Raw genomic sequence first — 22461 nt, 5'->3', positions numbered from 1 at the left:
TATGAGGATATTAGGTCTTGATTTTGGTTCAAAGACAGTCGGAGTAGCGGTGAGCGATGAGCTCTTAATCACAGCACAGGGTGTTGAGATAGTGCGCAGGAAGTCGCCATCCAAGCTCAGACAGACCTTGGCACGTATTGAGGAGATTATTGCAGAGTACAAGGTGGACAGGATTGTGCTCGGCTATCCTAAAAACATGAATAACACGGAAGGAGAACGCTGCGAGAAGACGAAGGAGTTCGGGGATATGCTTGCAAGGCGCACAGGTCTTGAGGTCATATACTGGGATGAGCGTCTTACGACAGTCGCAGCCGACCGTTCTATGATGGAAACCGGCATACGCAGGGAGAATCGCAAGGAGTTTGTTGATGAGATAGCAGCGATTTTTATTTTGCAGGGATATTTGGATTATCTGTCAAATAGTCGGTCTTAGTTTTTATGCAGAAAATTAAATTTACTGATCCGCAGACCAATGATGTTGTCGAGTTTGCGGTTGAAGAAGAGACAACACTTAATGGAACACGATATCTTTTAGTTTCCGAAGGAGAAGAAAGCGGAGACTGTGAAGCATATATTTTAAAAGAAGTAAGCACAAAAGATGAAGAGGTGCTTTATCAGATGGTTGAAGACGATGTTGAGTTTTCGGCTATTGCTAAGGTATTTTCTGAGCTTACGGATGATGACACTGCACTTGAATATTAGGATTGCAGTTGTACGTGAAATAAATTTGGAGGTAATATTTTGAAGAAAACAGAAAAACAGAATACAGGTAAGCTTAAGATCATTCCACTTGGAGGATTAGAGCAGATTGGAATGAATATTACTGCCTTTGAGTATGAGGACAGTATTATTGTAGTTGATTGCGGATTGTCATTCCCTGAGGACGATATGCTGGGAATAGATTTGGTTATCCCTGATATCACATATCTTAAGGAGAACATCGATAAGGTCAAGGGATTCTTTATCACTCATGGACATGAGGATCATATCGGTGCTATTCCTTATGTGCTTAAGGAGATAAATGTACCGATATACGCTACAAAGCTTACCATCGGAATTATTGAAAGAAAGCTCGAAGAGCATGGTATGCTCAAGACTGTCAAGAGAAAAGTCGTAAAATACGGACAGCATATCAATCTTGGCTGCTTCAGGGTTGAGTTTATAAGGACTAACCACAGTATCCAGGATGCGGCAGCGCTTGCTATATATTCACCGGCAGGTATAGTTGTGCATACAGGCGATTTCAAGGTAGATTATACACCTGTATTTGGAGATGCAATCGACCTTGCAAGGTTTGGTGAGATTGGAAAGAAGGGCGTGCTCGCGCTTATGTGCGACAGTACCAATGCAGAAAGACCGGGCTTCACGCAGTCTGAGAAGTCTGTCGGAAAGGTATTGGACGGCATCTTTGAGGATCACAGGAAAAACAGAATTATCATTGCTACATTTGCATCAAATGTAGACCGTGTGCAGCAGATTATCAACTGTGCGGAGAAGTATGGCAGAAAGGTGGCCATCGAGGGACGAAGCATGGTAAATATCATTTCGATAGCCTCAGAGCTTGGCTATCTGTCGCTGCCTGACAATATTCTTATAGATGTAGAACAGCTTAGAAGCTATCCTGATGAGCAGACTGTCATCATCACGACAGGAAGCCAGGGAGAGTCAATGGCAGCTCTTTCACGTATGGCAAACGGTACCCACAGAAAGGTATCCATAAAGCCAAACGATACCATCGTATTCAGCTCAAACCCTATACCGGGAAATGAGAAGTCGGTTACAGGTATCATCAATGAGCTCATGATGAAGGGGGCAGACGTTATATTCCAGGATGTCCATGTTTCCGGTCATGCGTGCCAGGAGGATATAAAGCTTATTTATTCTCTTGTCAATCCAAAGTACGCAATCCCTGTTCATGGAGAGTACAAGCATCTTGTGGCACAGGCCAAAATAGCTGAGCAGCTCGGATATGATACAGACCACATCAAGATCCTTTCATCAGGAGATGTGCTCGAAATCAATGAGGACGGTGCCAAGGTGACAGGCAGAGTGCATGTGGGCAATGTCATGGTCGATGGTCTCGGTGTAGGAGATGTAGGAAATATCGTGCTCCGTGACAGACAGCGTCTGGCTGAGGATGGAATCATCATCGTTGTGATGACACTTGAGGCAGGCTCAGGACAGCTGCTTGCAGGCCCTGATATAGTATCGAGAGGATTTGTATATGTGCGCAATTCTGAGAGCCTGATGGATGAGGCGAAATGCGTGCTGGATGACACAATGGAGCGTCTGACAAACAACAATGTGACGGACTGGGGCAAGATAAAGACAGAGGTAAAGGATGCATTGGGAGACTTTGTTTGGAAGGAAACAAAGAGAAGACCGATGATTATACCTATAATTATGGAAGTGTAGGAACAGCTTATGGATTTTAACAAGGCTTTATTTGGTTTTATAAGGGTTGCTTTTTCAATAATGATTGCTCTTTTAGTACTGTTTGCGGGCATAAAAATCTGCAGCATCTGCTATGATTTTGGCTACAGAGTTTTTACTGAGCCTGCCATGACAAACGGCGATGGTCAGGATGTACTCGTTCAGGTGGAAAAGGGCATCTCCGCAGAGGAGCTTGGACAGCTTTTAGAGGACAAGGGCCTTGTAAGGGATCACAATTTATTTTATCTCCAGCTTAAGCTGTCTGCTTACTCAGGGCATATAAAGCCAGGCATTTACACACTCAACACTTCAATGACGGCAAAGGATATGATGGTAATCATGTCCTCCGACAAGAGCGATGAAGAACAGACACAGACTACGGAGCCTTCGGATACACAGTAATTATCCGTTAAGCGCATTTGTGTCAATAATCAGATTAGGAAATACAAGAATGATAGTTGATGAGAGACTTGTCACATATATCAATTCCTTGGACAGAGGCAACACGCCTGTATTAGATGAGATAGAGAAGGAAGCCTTAAGAGACTTCGTTCCGATTATCAGAAAAGAGATGCAGAGCTTTTTAAAGCTGCTTCTTGCAATGCAAAAACCAATGCGTATTCTCGAGGTGGGAACAGCGGTTGGTTTTTCTGCCGTTTTGATGGCAGAGTATGCACCGAAGGGTTGTCAGATAGTGACGATTGAAAATTACGAAAAAAGAATACCTATCGCAAAGGCCAACTTTGAAAGAGCCGGGAAGCAGGAGCAGATTACACTCTTAGAGGGCGATGCAACGGAGATACTTCCACAGCTTGAAGGACAGTTTGACATGATATTTATGGATGCGGCAAAGGGACAGTATATCAACTTTATGCCGCAGGTGCTTCGCCTTTTAAAGACAGGCGGGGTGCTGGTGTCCGACAATGTGCTGCAGGATGGCGATATCATAGAATCGCACTATATCGTTGAGCGCAGAAACCGTACCATCTACAAGCGTATGAGGGAGTATCTCTACGAGCTTACACACTCCGATGAGCTGGTGACGGCAGTGATGCCTATAGGCGATGGAATTACGGTGTCAACAAAGCTATAGTAACCGGTGTAGAATATATTGGATGAATACAAAACTGTATGGGAGAAAAAATGAGAAAAATAGAATTACTTTGTCCGGCGAGCAGCCTGGAGGTACTTAAGATAGCAGTTATATATGGAGCTGATGCAGTTTACATCGGTGGAGAGGCATTTGGACTAAGGGCCAAGGCTAAGAATTTCTCAATGGAGGAGATGGCAGAGGGCGTTGCCTTTGCACATGCTCACGGTGTGAGAGTGTATGTTACAGCCAATATTTTGGCTCACAACTATGACCTTGACGGAGTGCGTGAATACTTTACAGAGCTTCACAACATGAAGCCGGACAGACCTGATGCACTGATCATTGCAGATCCGGCAGTTTTCATGATTGCAAAGGAGGTCTGCCCGGAGATAGAAAGACATGTCAGCACACAGGCCAACAACACGAACTACGGCACATATCAGTTCTGGTGGAATCTCGGAGCCAGCCGCGTGGTGACAGCCAGAGAGCTTTCGCTTAAGGAGATAAAGGAGATAAGAGGGCACATAGATGACAGGATGGAGATAGAGACCTTCGTGCACGGAGCAATGTGTATCTCATATTCCGGCCGATGCCTGCTTTCCAACTATTTCACAGGACGTGATGCCAATAAGGGCGCATGTACACATCCGTGCCGCTGGAAGTATTCTGTTGTGGAGGAAAAGCGCCCGGGTGAGTATTTGCCGGCATACGAGAATGAGCGTGGCACATATATCTTCAACTCAAAGGATCTGTGTATGATAGAGCATATCCCGGATCTGATTGATGCAGGAATAGACAGCTACAAGATAGAGGGACGTATGAAGACCGCTCTCTATGTGGCAACAGTAGCAAGAACCTACCGCAAGGCGATAGATGATTATCTTGAGTCACCTGAAAAATACGAGGCAAATATGCCATGGTACTTAGAGCAGATAAAGAGCTGTACCTACAGGCAGTTTACCACTGGCTTTTTCTACGGAAAGCCTTCGGAGGAGACTCAGATATACGATAACAATACTTATGAGAAGGGCTACACATACCTTGGTATCGTAGGTGCTCCAAATGAAAAAGGCCTCTACCGTATGGAGCAGAGAAACAAGTTCTCAGTTGGCGAGCAGATTGAAATCATGAAGCCAAACGGTGACAATGTGCTTGCAACAGTGCTTGCACTCGTTGATGAGGACGGCAATGAGATGGAATCCTGCCCGCATCCACAGCAGGTATTCTATGTAAAGCTGTCAGAGACACCTGATGAGTTTGATATTTTAAGACGTCAGGAGAATGAGGCTATCGCTTTAGATTAAAATAATTGTTTTTTAAGAATGAATCCGCTATACTAAATTATGGTATGGCGGATTTTTTTTGTAAAAAAAAACGGATTATTTGAAAATTTGTTGAAATAATAACTGAAATACAACAGATAGTAATGGAGAAAAAATGTTAAAAATAGCTATATGTGATGATGAAAAAGTATTTAGAGATAATATAAATAAATATGTTGCAGCCTATTTAAATGAAAAAGAGATTTCTTATGAAATAGATACATTTTCATCAGGTAAGGAAATAATTGATTTAGGAATTGAAATTAAACAATACAACATCATTTTTTTGGATATTAATATGGATGATGTTGATGGAATTGTTACGGCACAAAAAATCAGGGAATATAGTTCTGAAATATATATTGTATTTGTGACAGCTTATATAAATTATTCGTTGGAGGGCTACAAGGTCGATGCCATAAGATATCTGTTGAAAAATAATACTAATTTGGAGGCTTCCATAAGCGAATGCATGGATGCCATTCTTCATAAGATGAATTTTGTAGTAAAAAAGATAAAATTTAAGTTCAATGAAGGAGAAAAGGAGATTAATATAGACAATATACTATATATTGAAAGCAAATTACATAAACTGCAATTCTATATCATGGAGGATAAAATCAAAATCTATAATTTATATGGCACATTAAATGAGCTGGAAAATGAACTAAAAGATTTCCACTTTATTAGAATCCATCAAAGCTATTTGACTAATTTGAAATATATTAAGAGTGTTAAATGCTATAAAGTACTGTTATGTAATAATCAGGAATTGCTCATACCTAAGGCAAGATATAAGAATGTGAAGGATGCATTCATTTCATATAAGTGAGAATTGTGATATATGTTTACATATTTTTTCAGTTTAGTAATTATTATATTTGAAGCGATATGTTGTAATTTATTTTACGATGTTTTTTGCAAAGAAAATTCGAGATTAAGAAAAAGTCAAAAAGTTTTGCTGATGCTATCATTGATTTGCTGCTATTATTTATGCGGATTATTTTTGTCTGATATGCTTATATTGAAAATGACATTGGTTGTACTGGCTGCAGTTATAATCATGAGTTTTTATTTTGAAATTAGTATAAAAAAATCAGTCATTTTTGCATTATTATATCAAGGATTATCAATCATAGTTGATTATATAGCTTATATTAGTAATAACACAATTATTTCAAAAGCGGGTGAGGTACAAAAAGGATATGCGTTAGAGGGAAGCTTGGTTGTTATTTTTAGCAAGATTACCGTATTTTTATGTATCTTACTGCTAAAAAAACACTTTGGAAAAAAATCAACAGAGACTTTACCTGACAAAATATGGGGAAGATTTTTTTTTTCCTGTATTTACAATAATTACAATTATAGCAATGATTATGACGTTTCAATATACAAAAAATGAAGTGCAGGCGAACGTTTTATATTCTATCTCTTTGGGATTGGCTGTGATGAATATATTTGTATATTTCCTGATTAACGATATTGTAACCAGTGAAGCTAAATTGCATGAAAAGGAAATATTGGGACTACAGTTTAAAAACCAAATTGATATGTACCGTTCTATTTCGGAAAATTATGAAATTCAGAAGAAAAAGTCACATGAATTTAAAAATCATATATTGTGTATAGAATCTTTATTGAAAGCTCATGAATATGACAAGGCAAGTAAATATGTAGGAAATATCAGCAATACTTTTATTGGAGAAAAAAATGTAATCAATACAAATCATGTGATAATAAATGCGATTCTTAATACAAAGTACCAGGAGGCTATCAGTAAGAATATTGTTTTTGTGTTTAAGGTAAATGATTTATCAAAAATTGTAATAGAGGATGAGGAACTGGTAGTGATTTTAGCAAATCTGCTAAATAATGCCATTGAAGCATGTGAAAAATGTGAGGAAAAGAAAACTATAAAACTAAAGTTTGTGATAGAGGAAAATCTTATAGTTCTTTCGGTGAAAAATACATGCAGTAATCTAATTATTTACAGTGGTAATGAAATAAAAACAAGTAAAAAAGATGAACCGGAAATGCATGGCATTGGCATAAAAAATATTATTCAAGAGGCAGATGACGGCAGAAGCTTATGGCAGGATTAGTCTGTGCAGCAGGGTATACAAGGAAGTAGGAGCATGTCTGTCTTATGATGAGTATCTGGACTCTGTCAATGAAAAGGCTGACGAGATTTCGATTATGAATAAGTTTTCCGGCAATGGAGGCTTTGCAGAGAAAAATGCTGCTAAAACGAGCAGAGTTTACAGTAAGCTTAATGGTACAGTGCCTGAGGTTATTGATGCATCGGGACTTTTGAATATTACAGATAATGAGCTTACCGACTATGTGGCTGTGATTATGCTTTTTATCATTGCGCTCAATCTTGTTTTTTATGAAAAAAGCGAGAACCAGCTTGCATTGCTTAGAACAACTGCAAGGGGCAGAAGGCAGCTTATGGCATCAAAGTCATTTGTGATGATTATGGCGGTCATTCTTATCACCTTGCTATTGTATGGAATCAATGCAGTCATAAGCATGTGCTTTTACAATCCGATAAATCTGAAAAGTCCGCTTCAAAGTGTTTATCTGTACTATGGCAGTCCGTTTAAGCTTAGTATAGGACAATTTCTGGCATGCTATTTTCCTGCGAAAATAATAAGCTTTATATTGCTTGGCATGTTTTTTATGCTGATATGCGCAGCGCTTGACAATATTATATTTGTGTTCGTTGCTTCTGCAGTGACCGTTGTTATTGAGGCTATCTGCTGCACAACGATATCAGGAACCAGCTTCCTAGCTTTCCTTAAGTACATAAATATCATGTATGGAGTCAGGACAGGCAGACTTTTTTCTGATTATGTCAATATCAATTTGTTTGGATATCCGCTTAATACCGGGGTATTGTACGGCTTATTCTGGCTTTTGTGTATAGCTGTATGTATTTTTGCAGTTACAAATTATCTCAATTCGGTGCATGAAAAGAAGCAACTTATATTGCAGGGCTTTGCCAGCAGCAAAAATACAGGCTGTCATACATCTTTATTTTTGCACGAATGCTATAAGGCACTTGTTCCGGGAAAAGTGTTACTTATTTTGATCGCGGCAGCTCTTTTTGTGGTATGGTGGAATCCGGCAGAGAAGCTTTCCTATGACTCGGTTGATGAGGTGTATTACAAGGAATATATGGACAAATATTATGGACCTTTAACTGCCAAAACCAATGAGCTTCTGGATGAAGAAAGAGCAAAATACGACCGGCTGTCAGATAACATTGCTTATGATATGGCACAAGGGCAGAGTGAAAGCTATATCAATATAAAGTACAAGGATGAACTGAGCAGACAGGAGGCCTTCAATAAGGTTACAGCACATGTGGATTACCTTAAGACGTTAAATGAGGGCTGGCTGTTTTTTGAAAAGGGCTATGATATCCTCACCGACAGAACAGACTTCAAAAACCGTGATACAGCACAGGCATTTGTGTATGTTATTCTCCTAATAGCAATAGCCTGCGGTATATGTGGAGCGGATTATGCAAACCATGAAATCCGGCTTTTAAGGACTACCCGCCGTGGCAGGAAACAGCATATGGGAATCAAATGCATACTTGGCTTTTTGGGCACTGTCACAGCATTTGCACTTGTATATATTTTGCGGCTGTGCAATGTGCTTTTGGCATATGGCACGCAGGGGCTTAATGCTCCGGCGGCAAGTATGGAGCATCTGTGGCGTGTTTCGCAGAATATATCAGTAGGGCAGTATATACTTATCATAATGCTGATGCGCTTTATAGGGGGATTACTGGTTAGCCTGTTTGTTTTTGCAATGTTTAAATACTTAAGAAGCGGCATGTCTGTGATTATATCATGCGTCCTTTTTATTGTGCTGCCACTGGCGCTTGTGGCTTTTGGGGTGACGAATGCGCAGTATATGTTGTTTAATCCGCTACTTCTTGGAAATATATTTTGAATTCACTAGGAAAAATATTACAGATTGTTCCAATGAAATAGATAAAAAGCATCTGTCCGGAAAAACCGGATAGATGCTTTTTACTATAAGACAAAGTTATAATTTTTTATAAAAATCTGTGATGCGGTCCATGCGTGCCCCCATATTCATAAGCAGTGCATCCGCAATAGTAATTGCAGCCATAGCTTCAACAACAACAACAGCACGTGGCACGATAATCGGGTCATGACGTCCCTTGATGGAAATCTCTATATCTTCACCGGATTTATTTACGGTGTGTTGTGTAGCTGCGATTGAAGGAGTAGGCTTTATGGCAGCTCTGAAAATAAGCGGTGAGCCGTCTGTCATGCCGCCGAGAGTACCACCGGAGTGATTTGTCTCTTTTGAAATAGCGCCATCCCTCATAATAAAGGCATCATTGTTTGTAAGTCCGGTTGCCTTTGCTGCATCAAAGCCATCGCCAATTTCGAAGCCCTTTACAGCTCCGATAGACATAATAGCTTTTGCCAGATTGGCATCAATTTTCTCGAATACAGGATCGCCGAGCCCGACAGGAAGACCTGTGATGACACATTCACACACACCGCCTGAGGAATTGAGTGATTTAAGGCATTCCTCCAGATATTCAGAAGCTTTTAGCGCTGCATCGGCATCAGGCATATAAAGTGAATTGTTGTAAATCTCATGGGCATCAAAATTAACCTCATTAATTGTAACAGGACCTATTGATCTGGTGTATGTAAGAAATTTTATGCCAAGGCCCGAGAGCATCTTTACAGCGATAGCACCTGCTGCAACACGGCCTATTGTCTCTCGTCCCGAAGAACGACCTCCGCCTCTGTAGTCTCTGAAGCCGTATTTCTCATCAAAGCAAAAGTCAGCATGCCCCGGACGATAGTACGAAGCAATCTCACTGTAATCCTTTGATTTCTGATTTTTATTCCACACAACCATAGAAACAGGTGTGCCTGTAGTCTTTCCCTCAAACACACCGGAGAGAATCTCAACCGCATCATCCTCCTTGCGTGGAGTAGTGAACTTGGACTGTCCCGGCTTTCTTCTGTTTAAGAATATCTGAATATCCTCCTCACACAGCTCAAGCCCTGCAGGAACGCCGTCCACAACGACACCTAAGCCCTTTCCGTGTGATTCTCCCCATGTTGTTACCTTAAAAATATTTCCGTATGATGAACCTGCCATGATGGTCTCCTTTTTATATAGTATATAACTATTTAGAACAATAGAGAATAAAAAGCTGATGCGCCATAGTGTTAATTATTGAGGGATTGCATCCCATGCCTCGAAAAGACATTTTAAATGGGCTGTAATCGTTGCTGGACACACTTAGGTAGGATGAACGGTAATAGCAACGGTCTTTCTTGTTCTCACGGAAGCTCCTATAGTTACAATAATAGATATATTATAAGTAATACCAAGTTGAATAGTCAAGAAAACTATGATATTATTTTATTTAGATAACTTTCGAACTATGTTTGTATATAATTATGTATATATGTAACTATATTTGCATGCCTGTATATGCAAAGCGCAAATTAAGCGAAGCATAATTTAAGCAAGTATAATTAAACAGCATCATTTGTAGCAATTTTGCCACAACGTAAGGCACGTAAGCCGCGGCCACCGCGAGCGTACACGTGCTGCCCTGAGAGCGAATAGCGAAGCTGTTTAGAGTCTGTAGAATTATGCTTCGATACACAGAAATGCACCGGCAGGGACGCCGGGGCAAGGAGCTATCGAGCCATGGAGGGCGAGTAGCGACGGTTTCGTCAGCCAGAGAAAATCTATAAGCATAATTCGTACAGAATCTTAACAGCGCAGCGTAGCGAACAGGGCAGCGCGTGGACACTTACGGTGGCCGCGACTTACGTGCCGTCCTCAGAACCACAATGAAGCAATGCAACAACGACTACAATAAGACAGCAAAAGAGGGAGAAAACATGGAATTTAACGGGGTATTTCACCAGGCATACGACAACTACTGCTATCCTTTAAATGAGGATGAATTAATCATAAATATAAAGACCGGTTATGATGTGAAGGAAGTAAATATCATACTCGGTGACCCATTCGCAGCCGGTATCTTAGGCGGTGGTGAGACCTGGAATGGCGATAAGCAGCCGATAATATTTAAAAAGAAATTAAAGCACCAGATATGGTGGACCACCACGGTAAAGCCACCATTCAAGAGACTTAAATATTATTTTGAGCTCATCACAGAGGATGAGAGATGGTTTTACTTTGAGGATGGCTTCGTGAGTGCAGAGCAGATGGCACTTGAAGGCAGAAGCCGCCAGTGCTTTGTATTCCCGTGGATGAATCCGTGTGATATTCCGGTCACACCGAAGTGGGTAAATGACACTATATGGTATCAGATATTTCCGGATAGATTCTGCAATGGAGACCACTCGATAGATCCTGATTATGTTGTTCCGTGGAGAAACAGGGGAAAGGTCAAAAATGAGGAGTGCTTCGGCGGAGACCTCGCAGGAATCATTCAAAAGCTTGATTACTTAAAGGAGCTTGGAATAAACGGAATCTACCTGACACCGATAAACGAGTCACCGAGCAATCATAAGTATGATACAACGGATTATGCAAAGATTGACCCGCGCTTTGGAGATGAAGATACCTTTAAGAGGCTTGTGCTAGAAGCCCATAAGCGTGATATGAGAATAATGCTTGACGGAGTGTTTAACCACTGTGGCTATTATTTTGCACCGTGGCAGGATGTTTTAGCAAAGGGGACTGATTCAGAGTATTATGACTGGTTTATGATCAATGAATGGCCTCTTGACTTTAAGCATGGAGCGGCTAAAAAGGGTCAGTTTTATACGTTTGGATTTTTTGACAATATGCCAAAGCTCAATACAAATAATCCGGCGGTGCGAAAATATTTTATCGATATCTGTGCCAACTGGGTAGAAAATTATCATATAGACGGACTTCGTCTTGATGTGGCAAATGAGGTGTCACACCGCTTCTGCAAGGAGCTTAGGGCAAGGCTTAAGGAAATCAATCCGGATATTTACATTTTGGGAGAAATATGGCATAATGCTCTTCCGTGGCTGCGTGGAGATGAGTTCGATGCGGTTATGAACTATCCGCTTGGAGAGAGCATCAAGGATTTCTGGATAGATAAGAGCCAGACGAATCAGGATTTTGAGTATACTATAAACAGATGTTATACCAACTACATGCAGCAGACCAATGATGTGCTTTTCAATCTGCTTGATTCACATGATACAAAGCGCCTTCGCTCTGATACAAAGAATCTCGACCAGTACTTTGCACAGCTTGCAGTGCTTTTTGCCATGCCGGGCAGCCCATGTATATATTACGGCACTGAGATTGCCATGCCGGGCAGCTATGACCCTGACTGCAGACGATGTATGCCGTGGGATGATATTGAGGCAGGCAGGTTTAAGGAGCGCATTGAGATGGTATCAAAGCTCATTCATTTAAGGGCGAATGAGCCGCTTTTAAAGGGCAGAAACTTCCATTTCCCTGACGATTTTGCTGACAATCCGAGGGTAATCCAGTTCAGAAAGATGGGCTGGGTGGATACATATGTGGAGGTTATAGTCAACTGCTCTGATGAGGATATTGAGGTGCCAAAGGACGGCGAGGTACTTTTTGAGAGGCATTGCATAGATACCACACTGCTGACCAACGGAATATTAATCAGAAAAATCGTAGGCAATGGCGATAAGTAAAAGAAACAGGAGAATTAAACGAAAATATGGCTAAATATGAGTTACTAAAACAAGAGGGACGTGCCAAGAGAGGTACATTCCATACTGTGCATGGAGATATACAGACACCTGTATTTATGAATGTAGGAACAGTAGGTGCGATAAAGGGCGCTGTCTCTACGGACGATTTAAAGGAGATAAAGTGTCAGGTTGAGCTGTCAAATACATATCACCTGCATGTAAGAACCGGAGACAAAATCATTAAAGAGCTTGGCGGACTGCACAAATTCATGGTGTGGGACAGACCAATTCTTACAGATTCCGGCGGATTCCAGGTGTTTTCACTGGCAGGTCTTCGCAAAATAAAGGAGGAGGGCGTGTACTTCAACTCGCATATTGACGGTGCCAAGATATTTATGGGACCTGAGGAGAGCATGCAGATACAGTCAAACCTCGGCTCCACGATAGCTATGGCATTTGACGAGTGCCCATCTAGCGTTGCAGACAGACAGTATGTGACAAACTCTGTAAACAGGACCACGCGCTGGCTTGAGAGGTGCAAAAAGGAGATGGCACGCTTAAACAGCTTACCGGATACTATCAACAAGGAGCAGCTTTTATTCGGCATCAATCAGGGAGCTATTTATGATGATATAAGAATTGACCATGCAAAGCGCATTTCTGAGCTTGAGCTGGACGGCTATGCTGTCGGCGGACTGGCGGTAGGAGAGAGCCATGAGGAGATGTACCATATTCTTGATGAAACAGTGCCTCATCTGCCTGTTAATAAACCTACATACCTGATGGGAGTAGGAACTCCTGCCAATATACTTGAGGGTGTAGAGAGAGGAATCGACTTCTTTGACTGTGTATACCCAAGCAGAAATGGCCGTCACGGACATGTATACACGAATCACGGCAAGCTTAATCTGTTCAACCAGAAGTATCAGAAGGATATGCGCCCTATTGAGGAGGGCTGTAACTGTCCTGCCTGCCGCACATATTCGCGTGCATATATCAGGCATCTTTTAAAGGCAAAGGAGATGCTCGGAATGAGACTGTGCGTGCTTCATAATTTGTATTTCTACAACACCATGATGGAGGAGATAAGGGATTCACTTGATGCAGGCCGTTTTGCCTCATACAAGGCTGAAAAGCTCTATGGAATGACACAGGGAGAGCAGAGCTAGCAGATAAATATAAAAAATCTCGAAAATGATAAAAAATCCTTGCCGTTAGCACGTTTAACGTGTATTATGGTAATAGTGCTTAGAACACATCAATTATAGAATATTTAGGAGGAACAATTGATGACATCAATTTTAGCAAACGGTCAGGCAGGAGGAACAATTGGAATGATTGTCTGGTTAGTAGTACTTTTCGCAGTTATGTATTTTCTTATGATCCGTCCACAGAAGAAGGAGCAGAAGAAAAAGGAGCTTATGCTTAATGAAGTTGCAACAGGAGACACAGTTCTTACAACAAGTGGATTTTACGGTACAGTTATCGATATCGAGGACGATACTGTAATCGTTGAGTTTGGTAACAACAAGAACTGCCGTATTCCAATGCAGAAGGCAGCTATCGCTGACCTTGAGAAAGCAGAGGATTCAGCTAAATAATACAGATTTGTAAAGCCGTCACATAAGTGGCGGTTTTCTTATTATCCCCATCTCTTGCAATAATAATAAAAAACTGTTATTATAGTATGCAGTTATTATAAGCTGCAGTTATAAATTGCATGAAAAAGTAAAATATCCCGGCATATTGAAATAAGTACTTTAATGCTTTAATATAAGAATATGTATTTTATGTAAAAGAGGTAAGAAATTATGGAATATAAAGTTGGTGTAATTTCCGGAGACGGAATCGGACCGGAGATAGTCACTGAGGCAAAAAAGGTATTGGACAAAATAGCAGACAAGTATGGACACAGCTTCAACTACACAGACATCCTTATGGGTGGCTGCTCAATTGATGCTACAGGTGTTCCTCTTACAGATGAGGCTATTGCGACTGCGCTTGATTCAGATGCGGTGCTTATGGGTTCAATCGGTGGCAACACAGCCACATCACCATGGTACAAGCTGGCCCCTGAGCTTCGTCCGGAGGCAGGACTTTTAAAGCTTAGAAAGTCGCTCAATCTGTTTGCAAATCTTAGACCGGCGTACCTGTACAAGGAGCTTGCTGCAGCATGCCCACTCAGAGCTGATATCATCGGAGACGGCTTTGATATGATGATTATGCGTGAGCTTACAGGAGGTCTGTACTTCGGAGCCAGAGAGACAAAAGAGGTGGACGGAGTTGTTACGGCCACAGATACACTGACATACAATGAGAATGAAATCAGAAGAATCGCAAAGCGAGGCTTTGATATAGCCATGAAGAGAAGAAAAAAGGTCACATCCGTAGACAAGGCAAATGTGCTTGATTCTTCCAGATTATGGAGAAAGATCGTCGAGGAGGTCGCTAAGGATTATCCGGAGGTTACATACGAGCATATGCTTGTTGATAACTGTGCAATGCAGCTTGTAAAGGATCCTAAGCAGTTTGATGTTATTCTCACAGAGAATATGTTTGGCGATATTTTATCAGATGAAGCAAGTATGGTGACAGGCTCAATCGGTATGCTTTCATCAGCAAGTCTTAACGATACAAAGTTCGGACTTTACGAGCCAAGTGGCGGATCTGCTCCTGATATCGCAGGAAAGGGTATTGCAAATCCTATCGCAACAATCCTTTCAGCAGCCATGATGCTTCGCTATTCATTTGATCTGGACAAGGAAGCACAGGCAATCGAGGATGCTGTAAAGCAGGTGCTTAAGGAGGGCTACAGGACAATCGACATCATGCCACAGCCGGGTGAGACTACAGAGGGTATCACACAGGTAGGTACAGCACAGATGGGGGATCTCATCGCAGAACGTGTGTAGCTGCATGACTTATAATGGACAGCTAACAGGTTATAGATATGCAGATTGTTGTGTATACAGTAGTAATGATGAAGTACTCAAAGAAATAGTCGGAGATAAATAAGGAGATAAAATATGATAAGTGATAACGCAAGAGCCGGAATGCAGCAGGCACCGGCAAGAAGTTTATTTAATGCTCTTGGTTTTACACCGGAGGAAATGAAAAAGCCTATGGTCGGAATCGTAAGCTCATTCAATGAGATTGTTCCGGGCCATATGAATATAGACAAAATCGTTGAGGCTGTAAAGCTTGGAGTTGCAGAGGCAGGAGGAGTGCCTGTAGTATTTCCTGCAATCGCAGTCTGCGATGGTATTGCAATGGGACATGTGGGTATGAAATATTCCCTTGTCACAAGAGATCTGATTGCTGATTCTACAGAGTGTATGGCAATCGCTCATCAGTTTGATGCACTTGTAATGGTTCCAAACTGTGACAAGAACGTGCCGGGACTTCTGATGGCGGCTGCACGTCTTAATCTGCCTACAGTATTTGTATCAGGCGGACCAATGCTCGCAGGCCACGTAAAGGGCAGAAAGAGAAGCCTTTCATCTATGTTTGAGGCTGTCGGCTCATACGCTGCTGGTACTATGACTGAGGATGATGTATGTGAGTATGAGAACAAGGTATGTCCTACCTGCGGTTCATGCTCGGGAATGTACACAGCCAACTCTATGAACTGTCTTACAGAGGCACTTGGTATGGGACTTCGCGGAAACGGAACAATACCTGCTGTATATTCAGAGCGTATACGTCTTGCAAAGCATGCCGGAATGGCTGTTATGGATATGTACAACAAGGGCATCAAGGCGAGAGATATCATCACAAAGGATGCAATAATGAACGCACTCACAGTCGATATGGCCCTCGGCTGCTCTACAAACTCTATGCTTCATCTTCCGGCTATCGCTCATGAGATAGGCTTTGATTTTGATATCAGCTTTGCAAATCCAATCAGTGAGAGGACACCAAATCTCTGCCACCTTGCCCCGGCAGGCCCTACATATATGGAGGACTTAAACGAGGCTGGTGGTGTGTGGGCTGTCATGAAAGAGCTTGCTGATATCGGACTTTTAAATACAGATTGTATGACTGTTACAGGAAAGACAGTTGGAGAGAATATAAAGAATGCAGTCAATAGAGACCCTGAGGTCATCAGACCGGTAGACAATCCATATTCAAAGACAGGAGGACTTGCAGTGCTTAAAGGAAATCTGGCTCCGGACGGCTCTGTAGTAAAGCGTTCAGCAGTTGTCGATGAGATGATGGTTCATGAAGGCCCTGCAAGAGTATTTGACTGCGAGGAGGATGCAATTGCAGCAATAAAGGGCGGCAAGATCGTAGAGGGTGATGTGGTTGTCATCAGATACGAGGGACCAAAGGGCGGCCCTGGAATGAGAGAGATGCTTAACCCTACATCCGCTATTGCCGGAATGGGACTTGGAAGCTCTGTAGCACTCATCACAGACGGACGTTTTTCAGGAGCTTCAAGAGGAGCTTCAATAGGTCATGTTTCACCTGAGGCCGCAGTAGGCGGACCGATTGCCCTGGTTGAAGAGGGAGATATCATAAAGATTGATATTCCAAACATGAAGCTTGAGCTCGATGTGTCAGACGAGGTGCTTGCTGAGCGTAAGGCAAAGTGGCAGCCAAGGGAGCCGAAGGTTACAACAGGCTATTTGAAGAGATACGCAGCGCTTGTTACATCAGGAAACAGAGGTGCCATCCTTGCACTTCCGGGCGAGCAGAACGCGTAGTATAAATTTTGATAGAAAATTCAGTACGAATAAGGCTTTTACCTATTATCGTAAAGGATTCGTATAAGAAAAAGAGGAATACAAGATGCAGTTAACAGGATCACAGGTTATTATAGAATGCTTAAAAGAACAGGGTGTTGACACAGTATTCGGTTATCCGGGAGGAGCCATCCTTAATGTCTATGACGAGCTCTACAAGCATCCGGAGATTAAGCATGTGCTGACCTCCCATGAGCAGGGAGCGAGCCATGCGGCCGACGGCTATGCGAGAAGCACCGGAAAGGTTGGCGTCTGTCTGGCTACAAGCGGACCGGGTGCGACAAATCTGGTCACAGGAATTTCGACAGCATACATGGATTCGATTCCAATCGTCGCAATCACATGTAATGTCGGAGTCTCGTTACTTGGAAAGGACAGCTTTCAGGAGATAGATATTGCCGGAATTACAACGCCTGTAACCAAATACAGCTTTATTGTAAAGGATGTAGAGAAGCTTGCAGATACAATACGCAGAGCCTTCAATATAGCAAGAAAAGGCAGACCGGGTCCTGTACTTGTGGATATTCCAAAGAATGTTACGGCAGATCTGGTAGAGTACACCAAACAGGAAATCAAGCTTCCTGAGCGTGAGACAGAAACAATTACAGACAGTGACATTGATAATGCAATTGAACTCATAAAAGCATCCAAAAAGCCATATATATTTGTAGGAGGCGGAGTGGTTCTCTCCGGAGCAAGCAAAGAGCTTAAGGAATTTGTAGACAAGGTGAATGCACCTGTTTGCGATACGCTCATGGGCAAGGGTGCATATGATGGTACAAGTGATAACTACACAGGCATGCTTGGTATGCATGGCACAAAGACCTCAAACCTTGGAGTTTCAGAGTGCGACCTTTTGATTGCGATTGGTACACGTTTTTCGGACAGAGTGCTTGGCAATCCTAAAAAGTTTGCAGACCAGGCCAAGATATTACAGTTTGATGTAGACGCAGCAGAGATTAATAAAAATATCCGTGTTACATCGAGTGTTATAGGCGATGTGAAGGAAATACTTACACGCATCAACAAAAAGCTCACACAGCTTGACCACAATTCATGGGTTGAGCATGTGCTTGCATATGCAAAGACTTTTCCTCTTACATATCACAAAGAGGGACTTAGCGGACCATTTGTTATTGAAAAAATCTATGAAATGACAAAAGGAAATGCTATAATGGTTACTGAGGTCGGTCAGCATCAGATGTGGGCAGCCCAGTATTACAAATACAGTAAGCCGAGAACTCTTCTTACATCAGGAGGTCTTGGTACCATGGGATACGGTCTCGGTGCTGCAATCGGTGCCCAGACAGCTAATCCTGACAGGACTGTAGTCAATATTGCAGGTGACGGATGCTTCAGAATGAACATGAACGAGCTTGCAACAGCTTCAAGAGAAAAGCTTCCTCTTATCGAGGTTATAATAAACAACCATGTACTTGGAATGGTACGCCAGTGGCAGACTCTTTTTTACGAGAAGCATTACTCGGCAACCGTACTCGATGATGGGGTGGATTATGTAAAGCTTTCAGAAGCAATGGGAGCCACCGCACGACGTGTTAAGACCCAGGAAGAATTTGAAAAAGCATTTGCAGATGCCTTAAAGAGCAAGACACCGTTTGTCATCGATTGTATCATTGATTCAGATGACAAGGTATGGCCTATGGTTGCACCGGGCAAGCCTATCGACGAGTCTTTCGATGAAGAGGACTACAATGCGACACAAGGAGGAAATTAGAGTGAGTAGAGTTTACAATTTTTCAGCAGGACCTGCAGTTTTACCTGAGGAGGTATTGCAGGAAGCAGCAGCAGAGATGATGGATTATAAGGGAAGCGGAATGTCGGTTATGGAGATGAGCCATAGATCTAAATGGTTTGATGACATCATCAAGGATGCCGAGAAGGATCTCCGCGAGCTTATGAATATACCTGACAATTACAAGGTGCTTTTCCTTCAGGGTGGTGCTTCACAGTTCTTCGCTGAGGTACCGATGAACCTTATGAAAAATAAAAAAGCAGGATACATTATCACAGGTCAGTGGGCTAAAAAGGCGTTTGCCGAGGCTAAGATTTACGGAGATGCCGTAGAGCTTGCTTCGTCTGCAGATGAGACCTTCTCATACATACCTGACTGCTCAGATTTACCAATCACAGATGATATGGATTATGTATACATCTGCGAGAACAATACTATCTACGGAACAAAGTACAAGAAGCTTCCAAACACAAAGGGAAAGAACCTTGTAGCTGATGTATCTTCATGCTTCTTATCAGAGCCTGTAGATGTATCAAAATATGCTGTTATCTATGGCGGAGTACAGAAGAATGTAGGACCTGCCGGAGTAGTTATAGCAATTATCAGAGAGGACCTTATCACAGATGATTGTCTACCGGGCACACCAACCATGCTCAAGTGGAAGACTCAGGCCGATAATGATTCTCTTTACAATACACCACCATGCTACGGCATCTATATCTGTGGCAAGGTATTCAAATGGCTCAAGAAGATGGGCGGTCTTTCAGTTATGAAAGAGAGAAATGAGGAGAAGGCCAAGATTCTCTACGATTTCCTTGATCAGAGCAAGCTCTTTAAGGGAACAGTAAGAAAAGAAGACAGATCACTCATGAATGTTCCGTTTGTAACAGGAGATGCAGAGCTTGATGCCAAGTTTGTAAAGGAGGCAACTGCAGCCGGATTTGTAAACCTTAAGGGACACCGTACAGTTGGCGGAATGAGAGCATCTATCTACAATGCTATGCCAAAAGAGGGTGTTGAGAAGCTTGTAGAGTTTATGAAGAAGTTTGAGGAGGAGAATGCATAATGTTTAATTACACATGCTTAAACCCAATCGCAGGAGTAGGCCTTGATCTGTTCTCTGACGATTATAAAAAGGTTGATGATATTAAGGATGCAGATGCAGCACTTGTAAGAAGTGCCGCTATGCATGACATGGAGCTTGGTGACAAGGTGCTTGCTGTGGCAAGAGCAGGAGCAGGAGTAAACAATATTCCGCTTGACAAGTGTGCCGAGCAGGGAATCGTTGTATTCAACACACCGGGAGCCAATGCAAACGGTGTTAAGGAGCTTGTGTTTGCCGGAATGCTTTATGCATCAAGAGATATCGTTGGAGGTATCGACTGGTGTCTTGCAAACCAGAACGATGAGAATATTGCAAAGACAGCCGAGAAGCAGAAAAAGAACTTTGCAGGAACAGAGATTTCAGGCAAGAAGCTCGGTGTTATCGGACTGGGAGCCATCGGTGTACTTGTTGCAAATGCTGCAGTACATATGGGCATGGATGTTTACGGATATGATCCATACATCTCAGTAAATGCTGCATGGAACCTTTCAAGAAGCGTTAAGCATATCAGCAATGTTGAGGACATCTACAAGAACTGTGATTTCATCACAATCCATGTACCTCTTCTTGATTCAACAAAGAAGATGGTAAACGCTGATGCTATTGCAATGATGAAGCCAACCGCTATCGTATTAAACTTTGCCAGAGATCTTCTCGTTGACGAAGAGGCTATGGTAGATGCACTTGCCAAGGGAAAGGTTAAGAAGTATGTTTCAGATTTCCCTAACAACACAACTGTTGGAGCAAAGGGCTGCATCGTAACACCTCATCTTGGAGCATCTACAGCAGAGTCAGAGGACAATTGTGCAGTTATGGCTGTCAAGGAGCTGAGAGATTACTTAGAGAATGGTAATATCGTTCACTCAGTCAACTTCCCTGACTGCAGCATGGGTGCATGCACAGCTTCAGGCAGAGTCGGAATCCTTCACAAGAATGTTAAGGGTATGATTGGACAGATTACAACAGCTCTTGCAGAGGCTGATATCAATGTATCTGATCTGACAAACAAGGGCAAGGGTGATTATGCATATTCACTTCTTGATCTTGATTCAGCTATTGATGCTTCTACCGTTGAGAAGCTTTCTGCCATTGACGGAGTGCTCAGAGTGAGAGTTATTAAATAGTGAATTAATATTTGATTTAAATACTGATCCCCCATATTTTATATGGGGGATTTAGTGGGTTATAAGGAAATAACAAATATAGAAAATATATAAGAAATATAAGAGATATAAGAGATATAAGAGATATAAGAGAGATATAAGAGATATATAGGAGATTGTATGATTAGACAAATTCTTGGTGAAGTATCAGTGCCGGTTGTAAACACCGAGGTACAGCAGGTTATTGAAAACCCTGGCATTGTAAAGACGTATCTGGAGAAATATATGCCATCGCTTATAAGCTTTCTCGTGCAGCTTGTTGTTGCGATTGTGATACTGCTTATTGGTATTAAGGTTATTAAATCAGTTGTGAAAATAATTAAAAAAGGATTTGATAAAAGCAGAATGGACGCTGCAGTGGCATCATTTCTTGCCAATCTGATTAAATACTTTTTGTATTTTATTCTTGTCATGGCGCTGCTTTCGGGCTTTGGAGTGGCGACCGGCTCTGTTATAGCGGTTCTTGGCTCTGCCGGACTTACTGTAGGTATGGCATTGCAGGGCAGCCTGTCGAATTTTGCAGGAGGCGTGCTTATCCTTTTGATGAAGCCGTTTGGCGTGGGCGATTACATAGTTGACGGTTCAAGTGGTACAGAGGGCACTGTAAAGGATATAAATCTGTTTTATACAAGGCTTTTGACAATAGATAACAAGATGGTTATGATACCAAACGGAAAGCTTGCTGATTCGTGTATCACAAATGTATCTATGATGGATAAGAGGATGCTTGATTTGAGAGTAACAGTATCCTACAGCACAGATTTAGCATTTGCAAAGAGTGTGCTGGAATCTGTTGTTACATCAGCAGATACGATGCTTCACGATGAGCCGAGCAATGTGTTTGTGAGTGAGCTGCAGGATTCGGCAATAGAGCTCGGTGCGAGAATCTGGGTGAAGAACGAGGACTACTGGAACACAAAATGGCAGCTTACAGAAGAAATTAAAACAGCATTTGATAAAAATAACATCGAAATTCCGTTTCCACAGATGGATGTTAATATTCAGAAGAGGAGCATAGACTCTGACTTTTAAAGCCGGATGATGCAGAATATTACTTTAACAGATTTTTTGTGGTAAATATACTTATAATTTAACTATAATATGTAAAAATGTGGTATACTATCATCATCGCATTTTAGGAGGAATA

The 22461-nt window shown here is 42.0% G+C and carries 20 protein-coding genes; 19 read left to right on the top strand and 1 reads right to left on the bottom strand.

What is annotated here, in order from left to right; translation table 11 throughout:
• Position 1: 1 nt before the first annotated feature.
• The 10 genes from ruvX to ACTQ1L_RS08045 all read left to right on the top strand — a co-directional run bounded on the left by ruvX (position 2) and on the right by ACTQ1L_RS08045 (position 8814).
• Positions 2 to 433 carry a Holliday junction resolvase RuvX gene (ruvX, locus tag ACTQ1L_RS08090; RefSeq protein ID WP_012742736.1) on the top strand — a complete coding sequence of 144 codons (432 nt, stop codon included), beginning with the start codon at positions 2 to 4 and terminating at the stop codon, positions 431 to 433.
• Between the two features lie 5 nt (positions 434 to 438).
• Positions 439 to 702 carry a DUF1292 domain-containing protein gene (locus ACTQ1L_RS08085; protein WP_012742735.1) on the top strand — a complete coding sequence of 88 codons (264 nt, stop codon included), beginning with the start codon at positions 439 to 441 and terminating at the stop codon, positions 700 to 702.
• 39 nt (positions 703 to 741) lie between these two features.
• Entirely contained in the window at positions 742 to 2415 is a 1674-nt protein-coding gene (locus ACTQ1L_RS08080; RefSeq protein ID WP_441366465.1) for a ribonuclease J, read from the top strand.
• Between the two features lie 9 nt (positions 2416 to 2424).
• Positions 2425 to 2835, top strand: coding sequence for an endolytic transglycosylase MltG (locus tag ACTQ1L_RS08075; protein WP_012742733.1), 411 nt, complete (start codon positions 2425 to 2427; stop codon positions 2833 to 2835).
• Between the two features lie 49 nt (positions 2836 to 2884).
• Entirely contained in the window at positions 2885 to 3526 is a 642-nt protein-coding gene (locus tag ACTQ1L_RS08070; RefSeq protein ID WP_015569366.1) for an O-methyltransferase, read from the top strand.
• A gap of 50 nt (positions 3527 to 3576) precedes the next feature.
• Positions 3577 to 4830: a peptidase U32 family protein gene (locus tag ACTQ1L_RS08065; protein WP_441366462.1), complete on the top strand. Its 1254-nt coding sequence runs from the start codon at positions 3577 to 3579 to the stop codon at positions 4828 to 4830.
• 133 nt (positions 4831 to 4963) lie between these two features.
• Positions 4964 to 5680 (top strand): LytR/AlgR family response regulator transcription factor, encoded by a 717-nt coding sequence (locus ACTQ1L_RS08060; RefSeq protein WP_441366460.1) that lies wholly within the window; start codon positions 4964 to 4966, stop codon positions 5678 to 5680.
• Between the two features lie 12 nt (positions 5681 to 5692).
• Positions 5693 to 6250: a hypothetical protein gene (locus ACTQ1L_RS08055; protein WP_441366459.1), complete on the top strand. Its 558-nt coding sequence runs from the start codon at positions 5693 to 5695 to the stop codon at positions 6248 to 6250.
• A gap of 46 nt (positions 6251 to 6296) precedes the next feature.
• Positions 6297 to 6950, top strand: coding sequence for a sensor histidine kinase (locus tag ACTQ1L_RS08050; protein WP_441366458.1), 654 nt, complete (start codon positions 6297 to 6299; stop codon positions 6948 to 6950).
• Complete coding sequence (locus ACTQ1L_RS08045; RefSeq protein ID WP_441366456.1) at positions 6922 to 8814, top strand: ABC transporter permease; 1893 nt, start codon at positions 6922 to 6924, stop codon at positions 8812 to 8814. The genes ACTQ1L_RS08050 and ACTQ1L_RS08045 overlap by 29 nt, the downstream gene beginning before the upstream one ends.
• Before the next feature lie 96 nt (positions 8815 to 8910).
• Here ACTQ1L_RS08045 and aroC read toward each other — a convergent pair whose 3' ends face one another.
• Positions 8911 to 10014, bottom strand: coding sequence for a chorismate synthase (gene aroC, locus ACTQ1L_RS08040; protein WP_441366455.1), 1104 nt, complete (start codon positions 10012 to 10014; stop codon positions 8911 to 8913).
• Between the two features lie 758 nt (positions 10015 to 10772).
• Here aroC and ACTQ1L_RS08035 point away from each other — a divergent pair.
• The 9 genes from ACTQ1L_RS08035 to ACTQ1L_RS07995 all read left to right on the top strand — a co-directional run bounded on the left by ACTQ1L_RS08035 (position 10773) and on the right by ACTQ1L_RS07995 (position 22346).
• Complete coding sequence (locus ACTQ1L_RS08035; RefSeq protein WP_441366454.1) at positions 10773 to 12548, top strand: glycoside hydrolase family 13 protein; 1776 nt, start codon at positions 10773 to 10775, stop codon at positions 12546 to 12548.
• 26 nt (positions 12549 to 12574) lie between these two features.
• Positions 12575 to 13717, top strand: coding sequence for a tRNA guanosine(34) transglycosylase Tgt (gene tgt, locus ACTQ1L_RS08030; protein ID WP_441366452.1), 1143 nt, complete (start codon positions 12575 to 12577; stop codon positions 13715 to 13717).
• A gap of 120 nt (positions 13718 to 13837) precedes the next feature.
• Entirely contained in the window at positions 13838 to 14149 is a 312-nt protein-coding gene (gene yajC, locus ACTQ1L_RS08025; protein WP_441366451.1) for a preprotein translocase subunit YajC, read from the top strand.
• A gap of 210 nt (positions 14150 to 14359) precedes the next feature.
• Positions 14360 to 15460, top strand: coding sequence for a 3-isopropylmalate dehydrogenase (gene leuB / locus ACTQ1L_RS08020; RefSeq protein ID WP_012742719.1), 1101 nt, complete (start codon positions 14360 to 14362; stop codon positions 15458 to 15460).
• Between the two features lie 114 nt (positions 15461 to 15574).
• Positions 15575 to 17254: a dihydroxy-acid dehydratase gene (ilvD, locus tag ACTQ1L_RS08015; RefSeq protein ID WP_012742718.1), complete on the top strand. Its 1680-nt coding sequence runs from the start codon at positions 15575 to 15577 to the stop codon at positions 17252 to 17254.
• An 85-nt stretch (positions 17255 to 17339) separates the two neighbouring features.
• Positions 17340 to 19028: a biosynthetic-type acetolactate synthase large subunit gene (ilvB, locus tag ACTQ1L_RS08010; protein ID WP_321110180.1), complete on the top strand. Its 1689-nt coding sequence runs from the start codon at positions 17340 to 17342 to the stop codon at positions 19026 to 19028.
• A 1-nt stretch (position 19029) separates the two neighbouring features.
• Positions 19030 to 20112 (top strand): 3-phosphoserine/phosphohydroxythreonine transaminase, encoded by a 1083-nt coding sequence (gene serC, locus ACTQ1L_RS08005; RefSeq protein ID WP_041254065.1) that lies wholly within the window; start codon positions 19030 to 19032, stop codon positions 20110 to 20112.
• Positions 20112 to 21275 carry a phosphoglycerate dehydrogenase gene (locus ACTQ1L_RS08000; RefSeq protein ID WP_012742715.1) on the top strand — a complete coding sequence of 388 codons (1164 nt, stop codon included), beginning with the start codon at positions 20112 to 20114 and terminating at the stop codon, positions 21273 to 21275. The genes serC and ACTQ1L_RS08000 overlap by 1 nt, the downstream gene beginning before the upstream one ends.
• 159 nt (positions 21276 to 21434) lie before the next feature.
• Positions 21435 to 22346 (top strand): mechanosensitive ion channel family protein, encoded by a 912-nt coding sequence (locus tag ACTQ1L_RS07995; RefSeq protein ID WP_321110181.1) that lies wholly within the window; start codon positions 21435 to 21437, stop codon positions 22344 to 22346.
• Positions 22347 to 22461 lie beyond the last annotated feature (115 nt).

The organism is Agathobacter sp. LCP21S3_B2, assembly GCF_052118705.1.
Taxonomy (GTDB): domain Bacteria; phylum Bacillota; class Clostridia; order Lachnospirales; family Lachnospiraceae; genus Roseburia.
This window is presented reverse-complemented; position numbering and strand designations above follow the sequence as displayed.